This window comes from Bacillus crepusculi (genome assembly GCF_014764715.1).
GTDB lineage: Bacteria > Bacillota > Bacilli > Bacillales > Bacillaceae > Bacillus.
Window position 1 is genome coordinate 36,756 of the sequence record NZ_JACXXE010000014.1, and the last position, 20,221, is coordinate 56,976.

The window sequence follows — 20,221 nt, forward strand, 5'->3', positions numbered from 1 at the left end:
TGGTCACTTCAATACCAATCCTGCATACACTATAGACTGACGGTCGGTCTAGAAGGAGAGTGATATTCATGTCTTTGTTATCCAAAAGAGGTTCCACCCATTTTATATACCTAGTTCTCGGACAGATCATTTCCGTTTTCGGGTCTTCCTTGATTCGGTTTGTTTTATCTTTACACGTACTGGATATGACACAGCGTGTTGACTTATATGCCTTACTTTTCGCTTTATCCAATGTCCCACTCCTCCTTTCCCCATTAGCAGGGGCAATCGCGGATCGGTTTAACAGAAGAAACTTGATGATTTTATTTGATGTCCTCACTGGCATCATGATTCTGGCCTTTTATTTCTGGTTACTCTCAGGAAATGATTCACTCTATATGATTGGAGCCGTCATGGTACTGCTTGGCGTGATGAGTACGTTCTATGCTCCCGCTGTGATGTCCAGCATTCCGCAGTTAGTGAAACAAGAGCAATTAGAACAGGCAAACGGCATCGTCAATGGTGTGCAGGCTCTTTCAGGTGTTCTCGCTCCTATTATCGGTGGAGTTCTGTACGGACTGATCGGGAGTCAATCGATCATAGGAGCTAGTGCCATCATATTTTTTCTATCCGCATGCATGCTGCTACGGTTAAATATTTCTTTCTCACCTATCCCACTAACGGAGTCCATGAGTAAAGTGCTGGTGAAAGACATAAAGCAGGGATTTTCCTATATAGGCAGCCAGCCATTTTTAAAAAGAGCCATGCTGCTTGCAGCGATGTTAAATTTCATCCTCACACCATTTTTTATCGTTGGTGGTCCCATCATTTTAAGGGTCATCATGAAAAGCAGTGACGTCATGTATGGGCTGGGAATGGGCTTGATTGAGTTTGCTGTCATCGCCGGAGCCCTGCTAGTTGGATTCGCAGCGAAGCATTGGCGCATTCCTACTTTATATAGATGGCTACTTGTCATCGCCATCATTTTACTGCCTGTAGCTTTTTCAACGACAAAAACGGCTCTTCAATTTGGCACATATCCAGCCTATTTTCTCTTTTTAGCAGGATGTCTTCCAATTGCTATGCTGCTCACAATGATTTCAATCGTTGTGATCTCACATGTACAAAAGAAAACACCCAATACCCAATTAGGGAAAGTGATGGCCAATCTGACAATGGTTTCTCAATGTGCTGCTCCACTTGGTCAAATGATGTATGGATTCTTATTCAACACCTTTTCAACCAACATGTATGTGACCGTGCTAATAGTCAGTATCTTCATGTTTGCACTGGCCTTCTTAACAAAAAATATGCTTCAACATGAAGGAGGATCAGCCTCATGAGATTGACGTTTATAAAGAAAGACTTAACCCGCCACCGGCTCATTTCAGTCGGCTTAACCATTTGCATCATGATGACAGCGTTTCTAGCAACAAGCGCCGCTCAAATGACGACCCAGCTGAATGGTTCCATTTCTGACCTACTCCAGTCAGCCAAAGCGCCAGACTTTGTCCAAATGCACGACGGCACCCTAGATGAAAAAGACATTCACACATTTTCAAGCAGGCACCCCATGGTAAAAGCACTTCAAATTGTCCCAATGATTCCAATTGAACATGTCAGCATCAAGTTCGGACATGAGCCTGCCAAAGCTGGTGTGATGGATCATTTATTTGTGAAACAAAACCGTTTTTTTGATTTTCTTTTAAACGAACGAAATGAAAAACTAACTTTAAATAAAGGTGAAGTGGCTGTCCCCATCTACTTCCAACAAAAGTATCATCTGAAGATAGGTGAAACGTTAATGATTGAAAAGGGGGCTAATCAATTCTCTTTTCAAATCAAAGCGTTCTTACGAGATGCGCAAATGAACCCCAGCCTTGTCAGTTCCAAGAGATTTCTCCTCCATGATGAAGACTGGGAGACACTAAATCAAGTGTTTCAAAAGAAGGAGTACTTAATCGAGTTTTTACTGCATGATGCTGATCAGGCAGACGCTTTTCAGTCTATTTATCAGTCATCTGAGCTGCCACAGCAAGGTCCAGCTGTTACTTTACCCCTGCTTCGTATGCTGAATGCATTGACAGATGGAATGGTGATTGCCATCCTCCTACTTGTGTGCATGCTGCTCATTAGTATAGCCCTTCTCTCTCTCCATCTTGCTATGACAGCTGCTATAGAAGAGGATGAACGCGAGATTGGAATACTGAAGGTGCTAGGGATTCCCTTATCAAAAATCAAGCAATTATACGTTGGAAAGTATGCTGTAATTGCCTGTGCAGGGTGTATAGCAGGCTATGTGTTAACGCTTATATTGGGAGATATGTTTACGGCCAATATTCAAAGGTACATGGGGAATCAGCCTTCTTTTACTTATTGGTTAATCCCGCTTTTAGTTTGTATTGTGACGGCAATGATCGTCATCTCTTTCAGCTATACTGTCTTAAGAAAGTTTGGTCAAATATCAGCCGCTCAAGCACTTCAAGGTCGCATTTCACCGAATCAGAAAAAACAAATACCCATGCACCTCAAGAAAAACAGGTTCATGCCGGTCAATATTTGGCTTGGTTTGAAAGATCTTTTATCACGGAAGAAGTTGTACACAACGATTACTTGTATTATCGCACTTTGTACATTTTTAATGCTGATGCCTATTCAGCTATGGCATACCTTACAATCACCCGATTTCATCACATATCTTGGCTCTGGCAAAAGTGACCTTCGAATCGACATTCGGCAAGGAACTCAGTTAGAGGAAAGTACAAATAAAATAGAGTCAATGATTCGGGAAGATCGGGACATTCAAACATCTTCCATATATGAAACGACTGCTCTCCAGTCTAAAACAAAGGAAAATACATTAGAAGTGCTCTATTTAGAAACCGGTGATCTCTCAGCATTCCCTCTCACCTATTTACAAGGGCGAGAACCTTTAGAGGATGAAGAAATTGCCTTATCAGTGCTAAGTGCAGACTCACTTCAGAAAAAGGTAGGAGAAAGAATGACTCTCGTAACAAATGGGCATGAAATACAAAGAATGGTGACTGGCATTTATCAGGACGTCACCAACGGAGGCAAAACAGCAAAAGCAATATCACAGCCTTTTCCTCAATCAGCTCTTTGGAAAACCATTCAAATCCAACTAAAACAGGGAATAGATCTTTCAGAGAAAAAGGCAGCATTTGAAAAAAGGATATCTCCTGCAAAAGTGACAGATATGAAAGAATACGTTCATCAAACCATCGGCAGCACAGCATCTTTAGTAAAAGCCGTTGCATTTTTTTCTACAATAGCTGCTTTTGGAACCGCTAGTTTGATGCTATTCATGTTTCTGCATATGTTAAAAGCGAAAGATTCAAGTCGAAACCACATGTTAAGAACGATTGGATTTTCTATAAAAGATGTAACAGCTCAATATATAACAAGTTTTATTGTCGTTCTCTCTTTTGGCGCCTTTATTGGAACAATCGCTGTCAATACCATTGGTCCTGCTTTGATGAGTGTAGGCGGAGCATCCTTAGGGGCATCAAGCCTGCAGTGGCTGGCACCACACTGGGTGTCAGTCGTGTACCCGCTCTCACTGTTTATTGTCAATTTAGCTTTAACCGCCTGGTTATTAAAAACGTTTTTTTCTAGTCAAACTACACGGCATACACTTTTATAAGGAGATGTTTCACATGGAACATTTGATTGAAACGAAGCGATTGTCTTTACAAATCGATTCACTAAAAGGACAGACACAAACCATTCTTAAGAATATCCATTTATCGATAAAAACTGGGGAATTCGTGACCATTATGGGGCCTTCCGGGTGCGGGAAAACTTCCTTGCTTTATCAGCTTAGCGGTATAGAAACAGCCTCAACGGGAGAGATCAAATATAAAGGCCAATTACTATCACAAATGACAGACAAACAGTTAACTGCTCTCCGCTTAACAGAGATGGGGTTTGTCTTTCAACACAGCCATTTACTAAAAAATCTTAATCTATTTGACAACATTATTGCCGCAGCTTACTTAACGAAAAAAAAGCCGAGAAAAGAAGTGAATGAACGAGCTAAATATTTAATGGAGAAACTTGATATTGATCATTTAGCAGATAGATATTTGTCAGAAGTATCAGGTGGCCAGCTTCAAAGAGCCTCTATCTGCCGAGCTCTTATGAATGAACCAAACATACTTTTCGCGGATGAACCAACAGGTGCTCTTAATTCCAGTACAACAAAGGAAGTCATGAATATTTTTTCAGAAATTCATTCTGAAGGAGCCACACTACTGCTTGTCACGCATGATCCTAAGGTTGCTCTTCGTTCTGAAAGAATCATGTTTATGAATGATGGAGAAATTGCAGCCAGTTTATATCTAGGGAAATATGAGCACTCAACTGCCGAGCAACGAGAAAACAGATTAAATCAATGGCTGCAAGATTTAGGATTTTAATTGGAGTAAAACAGGCAGAAAGCTGCCTGTTTTACTTTTCCTGGCACTCAAACGAATAATCCATAGACAAACTATTTGTTTCTAATATGATTTTGCCGCCTACTTCTTGACAAAATTCTGTCAGCAACTCAATCTCTTTGCTATAAAAGTATCTTTTTGACAGATAAAGAGTCATTAAAACGATTAAAAGCGTCGTAATAACCACTGTGATGTGCCAGTTTAAGATTTGAAAACTTTTTTTCATTTCGACATCCTTTCTTAAAGGCTAGAGTTGGTGTTTGTTATTCACCTTAGTCTGCATCTATCAGTTTCTTTTCCAACGTGATCTAGCAACATCATAACTGATTTTCTTTCATAGATCGACCTTCCATTTTCCCTCTACGATACCTAAAATTGCTTTATTTCAAATATACGGATGATATTTTCGTACATCATCTTAAAATCAATTGTAAGTATCCATTTTTTAGACCTCCAAAAAAAAATTTTATTCATTTGTACAAACAATCAATCACAATTACAATTTTGTACATCACATGACCTTAGGTCCCTTTTATTACCTCTTGTCAATCGCCTCGCAGAAACGATTATATTTTACCAAAAATTGTGATATCGTTTTTTAGTGAAACAGGTGAAAGGATCTTAAAGAGGTGAAATTTTGATGACTATCATTTCAGCTGAACAGGTGGGGAACCGTTTAAATGATTGGCGAATTGCGATTCGTAAGCATGATGTACACAGTGCAAAGGCCATGTACACAGAATTAAAGGCATTACTTCAAGAAATGGAAGAGAATCAGGAGGTCTTGACTTATTATTCATTGCTCGAAGGCAAGTATAAACTCATGTTATATGAACGAAGAGGTAAAAAACTGAATGAACAGACAGAGCTAGATTGCCCCTCTAAAACAAACGACTTAATTGAATACTATTTTTACCTATACAAAGCCCTCTACGCTTCGTATAAAAGAGACTATGCATCAGCGATTGGACTATTTAAAATTGCCGAGAAAAAACTACAAAATATTCCTGATGAAATAGAAGTAGCAGAATTCCATACGAAGGTCGCAAACTTATATATGCTGCTTCGTCAAAGCCTGATTTCTCTTCACTATATTCAGAATGCAATTGATATTTTCAAAAGCCATGAAGGATATGAAAGAAGACTGGCGGCAGCCTTTGTCATCGCCGCTGCTAATTTTATGGACATTGGTGACTTTATAAGAGCAGAAAACTACTACAAAAAAGCATTACACATTGCAGACAGTCTAAACGATCATTTTCTAACTTCACAGCTTTATCATAATATCAGCATTCTGTATGCCGAAACTGGAGAATCGAAAAAATGTATCGATGCCCTGGAAAAGGCTCTTAGTGATGATGACTATCTCTCATCGTGTTATTTCCATCACTCCATGTTTATGCTAATAAAAGAGCTGCTCTCTATTGATGAAAGAACACAAGCTCTCTATTATTTTGAATTGGTCAAACAAAAACATACAGCCGAGACATGCCCCATCTATACAGCAAAAATGAATTTGCTCTACCATCTCTATTTCACTGAAGATATGGCTCAAAAAACCCAAGCCTGTTTTGATGAAATTAGCATTCTAAAAGAATTAAAGGATGCTGAAGGTGCCCGAGAATTAAGTGCACTAGCTGCAAAGCACTTTGAAGAGTTGGGTGCAATTCATCAAGCCTATCTCTTCTTAAAGGGAGCCTATCATATGAAACATTCTATACTTGACTGGAGGAATTCTGATGAAAAAAATGACTTTATTGATTTTCGCTTTAACCATCGTTGTGTTCGGACAAACAGTGTCTTTCAATTCATTAAATGATACGAACCCTGGTACAACAGAACGGCCTATCGGAACATAATATAAAAACGAGTCATACAAAGAACCACTCGCCTGATGACAAGGCAAGTGGTTCCACATTTATTTTAATTGTTGATAAGACATAAGACGGTGTATATGTACCGCAAGATAAGTAAGCTCATCATTAGGGATGACGATACTATGCACCTGTTTAATATAATCTTTGATTTTAAAAGCAACATCCATCGCTTGAGGATACAAGTGTGCAATTTGTTCAAACAACTCATTTTCTTGATCTGATAATAATTTATTGGCATAAAATCTTTCTACAAAGAATTTCACATGTGTAATGAACCGACTATAATGAATATTCTCTTGATCCATTTTCATATTCAACGTATATCGCACAAGATTGACAACACTACCAATCAACTTGGCATATTTCATGCCATCTGTTGAATCGGATTCTTCACCTAATGCATTAATTAAGTGAAAGGCGATATTGGCGGCTTCTTCTTTTGGTAATTGTATGCCCAATGTATCATTGACTAACTCAAGTGCGTAATTCCCTACTTCAAATTCTTCAGTATAGTAATTTTTGATTTCCCAGTACACGCGATTCGTAATATTAATATTCTTTTTATGTCGTTCGACTGCAAAATTCAAATGATCCATTAGGGTAAAATAAACACCTGAATTTAGTTTTGAGTTTAAACGTTTTTCTGCATATTGGACGATGCGCTGTGTTACATCTATAAACTCATGAGGCATTAAATCTAACAGTTGAAGAAATTCTTTTGCCCTCATGTTATCAACTGACATAAAGACTTGGTCTGCTTTCTTCTCTTCTATCATTTGACCCGGTTTCTGTCCATAGCCAATTCCTCTGCCGAACAAAACCATCTCCTGTTGGTTCTGATCTTCAGCCAGAACCACACTCGAGTTTAAAACTTTTTTGATTTTAAACATCGTCATCACCTGTTTTCATGATTGTGGTGTTCAATCAAGCGATTCACCATTTGTCTCAATGACTTTTTGGTACCAATAAAACGAGTCTTTTCTGGATCGTTTTAATGTCCCGTTCCCATCATCATCTTGATCTACATGAATGAAGCCATAGCGTTTTGACATTTGTGATGTACCTGCACTAATAATATCAATTGAGCCCCAGCTCGTATATCCAAAGAGATCGACGCCTTCTTCTATCGCTTCTCTCATTTGACGGAAATGCTCTTTAAAATAGTTGATTCGATAGTCGTCATGGATAGATCCATCACTTTCAACTACATCCTTTGCACCCATGCCGTTCTCGACAATGATTAGAGGTTTTTGATAACGATCATACAATTCTATCAAAGATATTTTCAAACCAACGGGATCAATTTGCCAGCCCCAGTCAGTTGATGGTAAGTAAGGATTTTTGACCCCACGAATCGTATTTCCTTCAGTCTTTTCTAATCCTTCTTGGGCTGATTCAGTTAAAGACATATAGTAACTAAACGAGATAAAATCTACTGTGTTTTCTTTTAAAATGGCAAGGTCATCTGCTTCCATTTTGATATGAATATCTTTTCTCTCAAGCGTGCGCTTGATCAGTGGTGGGTATTCACCAAATACCTGAACATCTGCATAGAAATAGTTTTCTAAGTTTTGTTTCAAAGCTCGTTCCACATCATTCGGATGACACGTATGCGGATATGTTGTCAATTTTGTCAGCATACACCCTACCTGACTGCCTGGTATGATGCGATGACAATCTGCTGTTACGAGAGCAGATGCGACAAATTGATGATGCAATGCTTGGTAAACCGTCTCTTCCTCTTTCCCATCTGGACAACGATCAGGAATAATTCCTGCTGTAATGAAAGAATGGCGGTGAATACTATCAATTTCATTAAAGGTGAGCCAATATTTCACATCGTTTTTATAGCGTTCAAAACACACATTGGCAAATTTCACAAAGAGATCAATCACCTTTCTTTCAACCCAGCCGTTATATTTCACACTAAGTGCTAATGGCATTTCATAATGAGACAGCGTCACGATTGGTTCTATGTTGTGTTTTTTCATTTCTGCAAATACCTGATCATAAAATTGCAGCCCTTTTTCATTCGGTTCAGTCTCTTCGCCAGTTGGGAAAATACGACTCCAGGCAATTGAGATACGAAGTGTTTTAAAGCCCAATTCAGCAAAGAGAGCCAGATCCTCTTTATAGCGATGATAGAAATCAACACCTCTTCGTTTTGGGTATTTTTTATCGTCTGAATCTTGAATGGCACGGTCTATATTTTCAGAAGTAACAGCTAGGTGTCCTTCATAGTCTTCTACACTCAAATTTGAACGGTACATCGCAATATCAGCAACAGATGGGCCCTTTCCGTCTACATTCCAGGCACCTTCTGCTTGGTTGGCGGCTATTGCGCCGCCCCATAAAAATCCTTTTGGAAAACCTTTAATTGTTGTCATATGATTAGCCTCCTAATTGTGTGACAACCATCAATGTATCTTGACGATTGACCTCTTGTAATGGCTGTACTTGAATATCATATTGATCTGTATTTGTGATCACAGCAAGTGTAACTGGATCATATCCTGCTTCCACGATTTGTTCCAGATCAAACTCAATCAGTAAATCTCCTGCTTGAACGCGCTCTCCTGCCTGCACTTTTGGATGGAAATACTGACCTTCCAGTTGAACTGTATCAATTCCGATGTGGAAAAGCACTTCCACTCCTTGATCCGTTTTCATGCCCAGCGCATGATTTGTTTCAAACAGCAGAGTGACCTCACCGTCTACTGGTGCATAAAGCGCTCCTTTTGAAGGAACAATGGCAAGTCCATCGCCCATGACCTTTGAAGAGAAAATATCATCTTTCACTTCCGATAGAGATATCATTTGACCAATGACAGGACTTTTGAATGTTTCACCTGCTCCAATTTGTTCAGCAAATGCTCCTTGATTGGTTGTTTTTGCTTCTACTGTTCGATCCTTACCTAAAATAAAGGCAGCGACAAAAGCAACAACAAATGATATGACGAACCCAATAATAGCAAACATTAGATTTCGAGGAAGCTCATTTGAGATAAACATCGACATACTCGCTAGACCAGGCCCCACTAATACAAAGGCTTGTAACCCAACTAAACCAATGAATATCCCACCGACAAAGGAACCAATCATTACACTGCCAAGCACTCTTTTATTTTGAAGAGTTACACCATATAATGCCGGCTCTGTGATTCCGAAAAACGCTGAGATTCCAGCCGAGATTGCTGTAGACCTGAGTACCTTATCTTTTGTCCGCAATGCCACTGCGAAACATGCTCCGCTTTCCGCAATATTATGCGCAAGTGATGCTGGTAGATATAGCGCTTCTTTCCCTAGGGTACCCATCGTTGTGACAGCATAAGGAACCATTGCTTTGTGCATTCCGGATGCGACCATGAATGGCAGAACCGCTGCTAAAATTGCGACAGCTACCCAGCCTACTGTATGAAACATTGCAAGAATGAGAGATGAAAACCCTTGTCCTGCTGTAAAACCAATCGGCCCTAACAGAAGTAACGTAATTGGTACTGTAATCACCAATGACATCATTGGGACAAAGAAAATCCGAATTGGTTTTGGTGAAAAACGAGTAAAGAATTTTTCCATCTGTGCGTAGAGCAATACAGAAAGGATTGCTGGAAATACTTGATACGCATAGGCGATGTTTTTTACGTCAAACGACAGTAGTTGCGCACCCTCTGTGAGCATCGTTGTCATATTCGGAAGAATAAGAGCACCGACTGCCGATAATGCGACGAGAGGATTTACTTTTAATTTATTTGCAGTCGTGACAGCAACTAGTAAAGGCAGGAAGTAAAGAGGTGCGTCACCCACCATATTAAGGATTTGATAGGTTTGACCATTTGCATCCATCCAGCCTAATAAAGAGAAAAGGAGAAGAAATGATTTTAAAATCCCTCCGCCTGCGATAGCTGGAACAAGTGGCTGGAAGACGCCGACTATGAAATCTAGCAAAACTGTGCCGACTTTCCTTTTTTCTTTTGGCTGATTGGAATTCACTTCTTGTCCTGATGAACTGCCGCCCATTAGACTTGTTACTTTTTGATACACTTCGATGACGTCATTCCCAATGACCACTTGGCACTGACCTGACATTCTGACAGCTATGACACCTGGTGTTTTTTCTAAAGCCGATATATCAGCCTTTTTCTGATCAATCAACGTAAAGCGAAGTCTTGTTGAACAGTGTTCAAGGTGCGCAATGTTTTCTTTACCACCTACATGCTGTAAGACGTCTTTGGCAACCTGAGTATAATTCATCTTTTCTCCCCCTTTTCTCATACATGAGACCTATATTTTGGCAATAAAAAAAGGACCTAAAACGACAAATTAAAGAAATTCATCGTTTTTAGATCCTGCCTGCATGACCAGTCACATGTCTAATTTATTCATATTGGATTTGTTTTTAGTATATATTGATTATATGAAAGCGTCAACATTTATTTTTCTAAAAATTATTAAGGTCTATATACCCAAAATATTTTTCTCTATTTACTTAAAGTAACCTTCTACTCTTTAGTTCCTTCTATCATGAATCAACAATATTTTTCTCCATAAAAACCAGATAAATTGATTCACTCATCTGGTTTAAGATCACCTATTTTTTCTTCCGCCTGCTTTTTGAATGCTTCCGCTTGTTCTTGATATTCCTCTTTCGTGACCGCTTTAAATTCTATTGTCCCGCCTGCCATTTTAAAAGGAAATTTAATTGATGTTGCGTCTCGGTCAGTTTCCCCTAAAATAAAACCCTTTTCAATTGCAGGATAAGTACTCAAATCAAACATCATCCCATCTGAAATACCACCGGCTGTATGTCTCGTTTCTTTATAAGGTTCACCACCATCTCCTGGGACCTTTCTCATCAGAAAAGAACCTGCCCATTCAGACTGCATATACATTCGTTTTACTTTTAGAAATAGTTGGTATGAGCCATCCTCCGCCGTATACAGATAACCATAAGCGCCTGTTACTTTCTTAATGAAGTTTCTTACATAATCATGAAATCTATTTTCCGTGTCATCCATCAGTTCCTCATATCGAACATGAATGTCCTGTTGAACAGCACGTAGTTTTTGTTGATCAATTGCGTTGTATGTGATGCTTTGCTTTTCACCTTGTTTTTTCACAGAAAGATCCTTTTCAGCTAGGTGAACTTCATATGTGACTGTATCTTTCCCTTGTTTCACTTGAAATTCGTAACCGTTCTCAATTGCTTTTCCAGTTAATTTATATTTGTTTATTAATAAATTGGGGTCAAAATGCCTTTTCGGGTTTTCCTCCAAAATGGTTTCATTCAGATGACCCGTTACCTTCCCTTTCTTCTCCGTTAACTTGAACCAGCTCACGCGATCTTTTGTCTTATACGCAAAGGCATAGGAGTGATTCAATGAACTCTTTTTCGTGATTGCTTGATATGCTGTCCAGCCGACTGCACCAATGACTAGTACCGCCAGGAGAGCCGCGATCCAAATGTTCGATTTACTCATACGCACCTTCTCCCATCTATGATCTGACAAATGATTCTTAATATATATGGTTGATTCATCTCCTGAATGAACAAAATCAGTTGTCTTTTCACCTCCTTTATAGAATTGATATTTTCTAAAAATTCTTGTATCTGTCACTAAACATGGTTTATTATATATCTAAATGATATATCTTTTAGATAGGTGTGTTGACGTAATGAAAAAATACAATGATACGACGTATGCGATTTTAGGGATTTTAACGACAGATTGTAAGTCAGGGTACGAAGTGAAGCAATTAATTGATAAGAGCCTGCATCACTTTTGGAAAATTAGTTATGGACAAATTTATCCAGCTTTAAAGTTAATAGTCGAGGAAGGGCTTGCTGAGGTTTCACCGGCTTCTACATCTGGCCGTTCAGACAAGCGGGAATATCACCTGACTGAAAAAGGACTAGACACGTTGAGGCAATGGCTGGCGCAGCCGCTCGATCAGTTACCAGCAGAACGAAATGAAGTGTTATTAAAGCTATTCTTCGGACAATATCTTTCGTTTGAGAAAAAGCTGACACTTCTTCAGGATTATGAAAGGCAACTTCGTATCCGTTATGAGACATATGTTTCGATTGAACAAAACATTAGAGAGCTTTATCCAGTTGAAGCGGATGCGAAGTATTGGCTGTTTACTTTAGATTATGGAAAAAGAGTGGCTCAAGCAGGAATTGATTGGTGCGTGGAAACATCCCATTTGATGAAGAAAGAAGGATAAACGAATGAAAAAAGACAAACGTGCTGGCAGGTTTACAACGGACAATTCTGACTCGATTGTTGTGTTCATCATCGGAATGAGAATCAATAAACGCTGGGCTGTCCATCAATGGCTTCCAGTATTTATGGCGATGCCTGGGATGATCAAAGAGCTGTATACGCATCAAGAGGAACTTGGTTTTCTGGGTACAGAAAATCACTTCGGTTTACGCACCACCACCATGATCCAATATTGGAAGTCAACAGAGGACCTCCTTGCCTACGCCAAGATGGAGAAGCATTTGGCTGCTTGGAAAGGATTTAACCAAAGAGCACGGAACAATGATGCAGTCGGGATTTATCATGAAACGTATCAAGTTCAAGCCGGCTCATATGAATCTGTCTATGTGAACATGCCAGCCTATGGATTGAGCCAGGCAAGATCTCCTATTCCAATTGGGCAAGGAAAACAAACAGCGCAGGAACGTCTAGATACAACAAATTCCTAGAGAGCGATTCTCTAGGAATTTCTTTTCACAACGGTCACAAAATGCTTTAATATGCGGGCTGTTAATCCCCAAATGGTGTAGTTGTCATAATCATAAAACCATTCCTCCATCGAACGACTTCCCCAGCGGTATTTCTCACCATTCATGATTTTTTCATAAGGGAAATCCTCAGCTGGTGTTGGCTGAACGGACACATGATGCAAGTACGGCTCATATTGGCTGAGCCATGATAAAGGTACGGTAAAGGTCTCTTCTACTTCTTCTTGATTGAAGGAGTGCTTCACCTTTTGCTCATCAATGATACCGACATATGGGTATACCACAAAGGAGGGAGAAGCAATGTAGGGGCTGAGCTGTCCAAGAATCTCGACTGATTCAGGCGGAATGCCTAGTTCTTCATATGTTTCTCGCAGTGCAGCTTCCTGTGCTGTTTCGCCGCCGTCGAGTTTCCCCCCAGGGAAGCTAATATCACCAGGCTGTTTTCTCATCGTCAGCGATCGCACCTCAAATAATACATGCCATTCCCCGTTTACTTGCACCAAAGGGACAAGGACTGCCGCCTTGAACGCTCTCTCTTCTCCAATAAACAACGGCTGTGATTGATGTAAGTCATTTTTTAATTGGTCAATGAACACGGACATCACCTGTTTTCTGTTTCTCTTTCCTTTAGCGTATCATTGTTCACATTTCGAATAAAGATGATCTTTCTGACAATTATTTTTATCATTTTGACAATTATTATTGTCAAATTGAATACAATACTTTACAATCAAGATAAGATTTCAATCAAAATTGAGGTGACAGAATGAAAAATCGGCTAAAAGAGCTGCGTGCGCGTGATGGTTTCAATCAAACGGAGCTTGCAAAGCGTGCAAAGGTTTCTCGCCAGACCATCAGCTTAATGGAACGAGATGAATTAATGCCGTCTCTCTTACTCGCTGTTAAGCTTTCACGCATTTTTCAGGAACCCATTGAACGTATTTTTTTATTCGAGGAGGATGAACTCATATGAAAACTGTATACAAAATGCTCTTAGGTGCTCTCCTTGGCTTTCTCGGTGCTTACTGTTTGCTGGCAGCCGAATTTGAGATGACACTTTTGCAAGCTGCATTTGAAGCAACTCTTGTCATCACTGGCTTGACGTTTCTATTCATCATTTATTGTTTTTCAGGCATTTCACGCATGAAGAAAAGAGTCTCTCTTTCAGTATCTGGTGATGAGGAGGATGAACTAGAGGTAAAACAGTACCGAACCTTTACTGATGTAACGTTAGCTAATACGGTGAGCACCATTTTATCGATTATTGCAATTGGTATTTCCATCGTAACCGAGCAGCCACTCTGGCTTATTCTCGTAAATGCTGCCTTATTTTTGATCACCGTCATTCTTTCTTATGCGTCGATCTCTGTCCTAAAGCTCGTCTATCCTAATCGTCACCTACCTAGTCCTTCCGATAAAGATTATGGCAAAAAACTGCTCGCCATTTCTGATGAAGGTGAAAAGCATGTGATGCTCGATGGGCTTTTTCACACTTATCAAATGATGAATATTTTATTGACCGGTGCCATGTTTATTTTGATTGTCTATTCTCTTGGCGCCAATCACTCTCAGCTCTTCTCCATCATCGTCGTTGGACTTATTCTAATCATTCTTAATGCATACTATATGTTGAAAATTAGAAATCGTTAAATAAGCAAAAGCACAGCGCTGTAAAAAGGCTGTGCTTTTTTCTGTCCGTTAAGTCACGCGACGTTTCTTTCGTGCATAAATCAAAAATAGGAACCCAAACCATACCGGTGTCAATAACAGCGCTGGACGTGTTGCATCAGCGAAGAGCATGATGACGAGAATGGCAGCAAAGAGCACAAGAACACAAATATTCACAAAAGGTGTGAACGGTGCTTTAAAGGTAGACGCCGCATGTAGTTCAGGTCGTGTTTTTTTATATTTCAAATGGCAAATTAAAATAATACTCCATACCCAAATGAAGCAAATGGCACTAATTGTTGTGACAATGCCAAAGGCTTGTTCGGGAATCAGCTTGCTTAAAAGAGCACCGACCGATACCACAATCGTTGAAACGAATAGTGCATTACTTGGAACAGCATGCTTATTCAGACGGCCAAAGGACGATGGCCCTTGTTTTTGATGACTGAGATTATACAAAATCCGGCTCGTTGAGAACATACCGCTATTACAAGCAGAAGCGGCAGACGTTAGGACAACAAAATTAATGAGTCCCGCTGCAACTGGTATCCCAATCAGTCCAAAGGTTTTCACAAAAGGGCTTTCTGATGCATTGAGCTCGGTCCATGGGTTGATACATAGTAAAACAAAGATGGCACCCACATAGAAAAATAGAATTCTTAATGGAATTTTATTAATCGCAGATGGGATGTTCTTTTGAGGATTCGCTGTTTCTGCAGCGGAAACACCGACAAGTTCCACACCCACATACGCAAAAATCACCATCTGGAAAGACAATAAGAAGCCTGTGACACCATTTGGAAATAATCCTCCGTGTGACCAAAGGTTTGTTACTGTCACCGGTCCGGCATCTGTTTGAAAACCAATGATCAAAAAGGCAATCCCAACGCCAATTAACAGTAATATCGTAATCACTTTAATCAGCGCAAACCAAAATTCCATTTCTCCAAAAAGCTTCACTGTTAATAAATTAAACCCTAGTAAAATCAACAAACAAATGATGGCAGGAATCCATTGCGGAATGTCAAACCAATACTGCACATATACCCCGACCGCAATGACATCAGCCATCGCTGTCATAATCCAGCAAAACCAATACGTCCATCCCGTCACAAAGGAAGCCCATGGGCCAAGATAGTCCTCTGCTATATCGGTTAAAGACTGATAGCCCGCCTTAGATAAGAGCAATTCTCCAAGTGCCCTCATGACAAAAAAGATGGCCATACCGACAATTAAATAAGCAAAAATGATCGACGGACCCGCCAATTGAATGGCTTTTCCAGAGCCTAAAAACAGCCCTGTCCCGATGGTTCCGCCAATTGCAATCAATTGAACATGGCGGTTTGATAAATCTCGTTTTAATTCTTGTTGTACCAATTTCAACGCCCTCCTACGACACGATCCTATACTGGAATAATGAACTCTCAAAAAGTCCATAAAAAAAGAGATTGGATGCGCTCCAATCTCATGGTCATAAAAGAATAGCAAAATAGAGAAAAGCAATACACGGCATCATCCATGCATCACAAATACAATATTTCGTACTCTTCTGTCCTTTTGCCTGAGATTGTGAACCCTTCGGCGCCGCACATACATGCGGTCTCTCCAGAAGCTGCTCCTGCCATAGTGTGACCCACAGCAATCATAGCCTTCGTTATTTAATTAAAATGTTGTTATTTCTGAATAATTTTATATTTTACGCCTCAAGAAGAAGGCTGTCAATGGTAATCTTTTAAGATTTATGTATCCTTTACCTGATGCGATATGACTTCACTTCATCAACACCTATGATTAAGGTATAATATATCAAAAGATGTTCGGCTCGTTTGATAGGGAAATCCATCTTGATCATGAACCAAAGTTAAGCAATCCATTGAAGTTGGTGAAAACAAATGAAAAAAATGAACAAGCAGCGTGTCACATTACAGGAAGTCGCCCGTCATGCCGGTGTCTCGACCTCAACGGCCTCACTCGTTGTTCGAAACAATCCTAGAATCTCTGAAGCCACTCGAAAAAAAGTCCTGCAATCCATGGAAGCTTTAGGTTACGTATACGACCGCGTCGCTGCCAACATGCGGTCAAAAAGCTCCAATATTGTAGGTGTGATCGTCACAGATATTTCAAACACCTTTATTTCTGAATTTCTAATCGGCGTGCAAACTACACTTGAATCACTTGGCTATACCGTTTTACTTGGTACAACCTTTGATAGTGTCGATAAACAGGAACAGCTCATTTCCACAATGGTAGAACACCGGGTTGGAGGGATAATTTTAAACCCAGCTTCGAAAAGCTCTACTCGAACGGTCAAACAGTTAAATCAAATTCGCACCCCAAAAGTACTGGCAAACCGTGAGTTAGCGGATGTGCATTGTGACTATGTGGGCGTTGATTATGAACAAGGCACTTGGATGGCGGTTCATCACCTTCTTCAAAAAGGACATCAACGCGTTGCCTTTTTAGGCGGCATTAAGTCCTCATCGACTTGGATTGAACGCATGAAAGGTTTCAAAAGAGCCCATGACGAGGCAAACCTGACGATTAATGAGTCACTTATCATTGATATAGAACCTACTCGCGAAGGCGGGAAACAAGCACTCGCCCAAGTCATCGACCAGCCCAAGCCTCCTACGGCTATTTTTTGCTTTAGTGACTTAGTTGCGTTTGGAGTCATTCAGGAACTGACAGCTCGTGACATCAAGCCTGGTGAAGACATCGATGTTGTTGGATTCGATAATATTCCTGAAGCGGAAATGTATCACCCGCCGCTCACCACTGTCTCATCATTCCCACGCTCCATCGGGGTAAAAGCTGCGAACCTTTTATATCATAAAATGAACGAACAGGATGAAGAGCTGCAGCGATTGATCTTAAAGCCTCAGCTTCATATTAGAGACACCTCTACCTCATCATGAAAAGGAGAATTGTGTACAGCAATTCTCCTTTTTTTATTGATCAAGTCAACCATTTCTTTGTTTCATTTTTCTTTTTTTAAATCACAAAGTCATAAACTTGACACATTTAACAGGCAGGAGTATATTTATCTCGTTGCTTCTTTTAGTATATCGTTATACCTTTCTTATCATATCATTATTTTGATTCAACAACAGATGAAATTGGTATCTTCTGATTCTGATCAAATCATGGAGATATACCTTCTAATCAAGACTGTTATAATTTTTTGCATTCTAGTAGAACGATGTACTTAATGGAAGAACAGATGAATATTCATTATTTTTTCATCAACCACATAAGGGGTGTTGTGATGGGTTTCATATTATTTAATTTTAAGGAAATAACAAAGGGTATACAAAGAATTTGACCCTAAAGGGGTTTCAAATATAGGAGTGGGAACATGAAAAATCCTTATATTAAATCGTCACTTGGCATGTATTTAAACTATTTCATGCTTGGCATGATCAATATTATTGTGGCATCCAACATGGAAAGCTTATCTGAACGCTACCATGTAGATATTCCGAAAATCAGCTTGCTTGTATCGGCAATCGGAATCGGTAAATTAATTGCTCTCTTTTTCTCTGGACGGCTGGCAGACAGCTGGGGGCGTAAACCTGTCATTATTACAGGAAACTTTTTATACTTATTATTCTTAATTGGGATTCCAACGACGACCAATTATACACTTGCTTTTATCTTTGCGATTTCCGCAGGGATTGCAAACTCACTGCTTGATTCAGGGACATATCCTGCTTTGACAGAATCATTTCCTAAAAAAGCAAGTTCAGCTTCTGTATTAGTGAAGGCATCCGTATCAATCGGTGCGACTGTTCTTCCATTTATCTTGGCATTCTTTATTGCACATGACATTTTCTGGGGCTGGGCATTCTTTGGATTAGGACTTCTTTATTTACTTGTAGGCATTTACTTGATCTTTATGCCGTTTCCAAATCATAAGCAAGCGGCTTCACAAAACGATATTCCAGTTCAAGAGCAAATGAAGGAAGAACCGAAAATGTTTGGTGAAGGCTTAGCTGTAGTGCTCATGGGGTTCACGTCTACTGCGCTGTTTGTCGTATGGCAGACATGGCTTCCGCAGCTCGGGTTAAAATTGATTGGACTTGGCACAGGACAAGCCACACAGCTTCTTTCTTATTTTAGTATTGGTGCTCTTGTGTCTGTTCTATTGCTATCAATCGTATTAGATAAATTCATTTCACCAATTATGGTGGCTATCATTTATCCAATTGGGGCATTCCTTGCCATGCTTTCACTATTTCAAATCGAAACATACGGCATTGTCATTGTCAGCACCTTTTTCTTAGGGTTATTCACAGCAGGAATCTTCCAGCTGGCGATGAGTATTATGATGAAATTATTCCCTACAAACAAAGCAACGGCTTCATCATATGTCAACATTGCGGCAAGCTCAGCGTTTATCCTTGTTCCACTTATTACAAGCGGACTCGTCAGCACGTACGATATTAAAATGACGTTATTTTTCGATATGATCATTGCGGTGATTAGTGTAGTCTTAGCGGTCTTTGTTCTTGGACGCATGAAAAAATTGTTTAGATAATTAAAGGAGATGTCAATCATGACAAACATACATGAACGTAATATTGATGGAAAAACAAAATTAGTCGGTCTTCTTGCGACACCAATCGGGCACAGCCTGTCACCACGGATGCACAACCTTGGCTATACACTAACAGGAATCAACTATGCTTACCTAGCTTTTGAGGTAGGAAATGATGAACTAGAAGCAGCAGTAAACGGCATGAAAGCGATGGGCGCAGCTGGATTTAACGTATCCATGCCGAACAAAATGAAAGTACTCGATTACTTAGATGAACTAGACGATTCTGCAAAATATACACGCGCAAGCAACACGGTTGTGAACAAAGATGGCAAGCTGGTTGGCTACAACACAGATGGTCTTGGTTACGTAAGAAACTTAATTGAACATGGCGTTGAACTAGCTGGACAAAAGGTCACACTCGTTGGATCTGGCGGCGCTGCGACACCGATTGCGATTCAGCTTGCACAATCAGGTATTCGTGAAATTAGTATTTTTGCTCGTAATGATCAATACTTTATTCAAGCAGAAGAAAATGTAAATTACATCAACAACGAAATGAAATCATTCGGTGTCAAAGCGAATATTTTCCCACTTGAAGACAAAGACGCTTTCCGTCGTGAAGTAGCTGAAAGTGCGATCCTAGCAAACGGGACAAGCCTTGGCATGAAACCATTAGATGAGCTCAGCATTATTGACGATACCCTTGATGTATTACGCAAAGACTTAATCGTGACAGATGTTGTCTACAACCCGCAAAAAACAAAACTTCTTGCGCAAGCACAAGAAGCTGGCGCCAAAACGATTAACGGTCTTGGCATGATGCTATGGCAAGGTGCCCTTGCATACAAACTCTTTACTGGCGAGGATATGCCAGTTGATCAAGTGAAACAGATTCTTTTTGAAAACGACCGTTTCTAAACGAAACACATCAAAAAAGACGACCTCCGCT

The 20,221-nt window shown here is 39.9% G+C and carries 17 protein-coding genes and 1 riboswitch; of the genes, 11 read left to right on the plus strand and 6 right to left on the minus strand.

The annotated features are described in order from the left end of the window. Positions 1-68: 68 nt before the first annotated feature. The 4 genes from IEE86_RS17230 (at position 69) to IEE86_RS17245 (ending at position 6,255) form a co-directional block, all read left to right on the plus strand. Complete coding sequence (locus IEE86_RS17230) at positions 69-1,322, plus strand: MFS transporter (protein ID WP_191098274.1); 1,254 nt, start codon at positions 69-71, stop codon at positions 1,320-1,322. After that, positions 1,319-3,643, plus strand: coding sequence for an FtsX-like permease family protein (locus IEE86_RS17235; RefSeq protein ID WP_191098275.1), 2,325 nt, complete (start codon positions 1,319-1,321; stop codon positions 3,641-3,643). The genes IEE86_RS17230 and IEE86_RS17235 overlap by 4 nt, the downstream gene beginning before the upstream one ends. A 13-nt stretch (positions 3,644-3,656) precedes the next feature. Next, a complete protein-coding gene (locus tag IEE86_RS17240; protein ID WP_191098276.1) occupies positions 3,657-4,418 on the plus strand; it encodes an ABC transporter ATP-binding protein in 762 nt (253 codons plus the stop codon). A 658-nt stretch (positions 4,419-5,076) separates the two neighbouring features. Beyond that, entirely contained in the window at positions 5,077-6,255 is a 1,179-nt protein-coding gene (locus IEE86_RS17245) for a response regulator aspartate phosphatase (RefSeq protein ID WP_191098277.1), read from the plus strand. Positions 6,256-6,354: 99 nt separating this feature from the next. Here the strand turns inward: IEE86_RS17245 and IEE86_RS17250 are convergent, their stop codons facing one another. From IEE86_RS17250 to IEE86_RS17265, 4 genes are all read right to left on the minus strand, one after another. Continuing rightward, on the minus strand, positions 6,355-7,203 hold the full coding sequence (locus IEE86_RS17250) for a PRD domain-containing protein (protein ID WP_191098278.1): 849 nt from the start codon (positions 7,201-7,203) through the stop codon (positions 6,355-6,357). A gap of 30 nt (positions 7,204-7,233) precedes the next feature. Beyond that, positions 7,234-8,700 carry a glycoside hydrolase family 1 protein gene (locus tag IEE86_RS17255; protein WP_191098279.1) on the minus strand — a complete coding sequence of 489 codons (1,467 nt, stop codon included), beginning with the start codon at positions 8,698-8,700 and terminating at the stop codon, positions 7,234-7,236. A gap of 4 nt (positions 8,701-8,704) precedes the next feature. Further along, a complete protein-coding gene (locus tag IEE86_RS17260) occupies positions 8,705-10,564 on the minus strand; it encodes a beta-glucoside-specific PTS transporter subunit IIABC (RefSeq protein ID WP_191098280.1) in 1,860 nt (619 codons plus the stop codon). 314 nt (positions 10,565-10,878) lie between these two features. Continuing rightward, a complete protein-coding gene (locus IEE86_RS17265) occupies positions 10,879-11,790 on the minus strand; it encodes a Ger(x)C family spore germination protein (protein ID WP_191098281.1) in 912 nt (303 codons plus the stop codon). 196 nt (positions 11,791-11,986) lie between these two features. Here IEE86_RS17265 and IEE86_RS17270 point away from each other — a divergent pair, with 196 nt between their 5' ends. Both IEE86_RS17270 and IEE86_RS17275 read left to right on the plus strand, forming a co-directional pair. Continuing rightward, on the plus strand, positions 11,987-12,538 hold the full coding sequence (locus IEE86_RS17270) for a PadR family transcriptional regulator (protein WP_191098282.1): 552 nt from the start codon (positions 11,987-11,989) through the stop codon (positions 12,536-12,538). Between the two features lie 4 nt (positions 12,539-12,542). Then, entirely contained in the window at positions 12,543-13,025 is a 483-nt protein-coding gene (locus tag IEE86_RS17275) for a DUF4188 domain-containing protein (protein WP_191098283.1), read from the plus strand. A gap of 11 nt (positions 13,026-13,036) precedes the next feature. Here the strand turns inward: IEE86_RS17275 and IEE86_RS17280 are convergent, their stop codons facing one another. Continuing rightward, a complete protein-coding gene (locus IEE86_RS17280) occupies positions 13,037-13,660 on the minus strand; it encodes an NUDIX hydrolase (protein WP_191098284.1) in 624 nt (207 codons plus the stop codon). A gap of 170 nt (positions 13,661-13,830) precedes the next feature. On the opposite strand from IEE86_RS17280, the gene IEE86_RS17285 reads away from it, so the two are divergent. Both IEE86_RS17285 and IEE86_RS17290 read left to right on the plus strand, forming a co-directional pair. Next, entirely contained in the window at positions 13,831-14,037 is a 207-nt protein-coding gene (locus tag IEE86_RS17285) for a helix-turn-helix transcriptional regulator (protein WP_191098285.1), read from the plus strand. Beyond that, a complete protein-coding gene (locus IEE86_RS17290; RefSeq protein ID WP_191098286.1) occupies positions 14,034-14,714 on the plus strand; it encodes a DUF3169 family protein in 681 nt (226 codons plus the stop codon). The genes IEE86_RS17285 and IEE86_RS17290 overlap by 4 nt, the downstream gene beginning before the upstream one ends. 48 nt (positions 14,715-14,762) lie before the next feature. Here the strand turns inward: IEE86_RS17290 and IEE86_RS17295 are convergent, their stop codons facing one another. Further along, positions 14,763-16,109 (minus strand): amino acid permease, encoded by a 1,347-nt coding sequence (locus IEE86_RS17295; protein WP_191098287.1) that lies wholly within the window; start codon positions 16,107-16,109, stop codon positions 14,763-14,765. Positions 16,110-16,271: 162 nt separating this feature from the next. After that, positions 16,272-16,351, minus strand: a riboswitch (glycine riboswitch). A 273-nt stretch (positions 16,352-16,624) separates the two neighbouring features. Between IEE86_RS17295 and IEE86_RS17300 the strand changes: the two genes are divergently transcribed. The 3 genes from IEE86_RS17300 (at position 16,625) to IEE86_RS17310 (ending at position 20,190) form a co-directional block, all read left to right on the plus strand. Then, positions 16,625-17,647 carry a LacI family DNA-binding transcriptional regulator gene (locus IEE86_RS17300; protein ID WP_191098288.1) on the plus strand — a complete coding sequence of 341 codons (1,023 nt, stop codon included), beginning with the start codon at positions 16,625-16,627 and terminating at the stop codon, positions 17,645-17,647. A 440-nt stretch (positions 17,648-18,087) separates the two neighbouring features. After that, positions 18,088-19,269 (plus strand): MFS transporter, encoded by a 1,182-nt coding sequence (locus IEE86_RS17305; protein WP_191098289.1) that lies wholly within the window; start codon positions 18,088-18,090, stop codon positions 19,267-19,269. 18 nt (positions 19,270-19,287) lie between these two features. Next, complete coding sequence (locus IEE86_RS17310; RefSeq protein WP_191098290.1) at positions 19,288-20,190, plus strand: quinate/shikimate dehydrogenase; 903 nt, start codon at positions 19,288-19,290, stop codon at positions 20,188-20,190. Positions 20,191-20,221 lie beyond the last annotated feature (31 nt).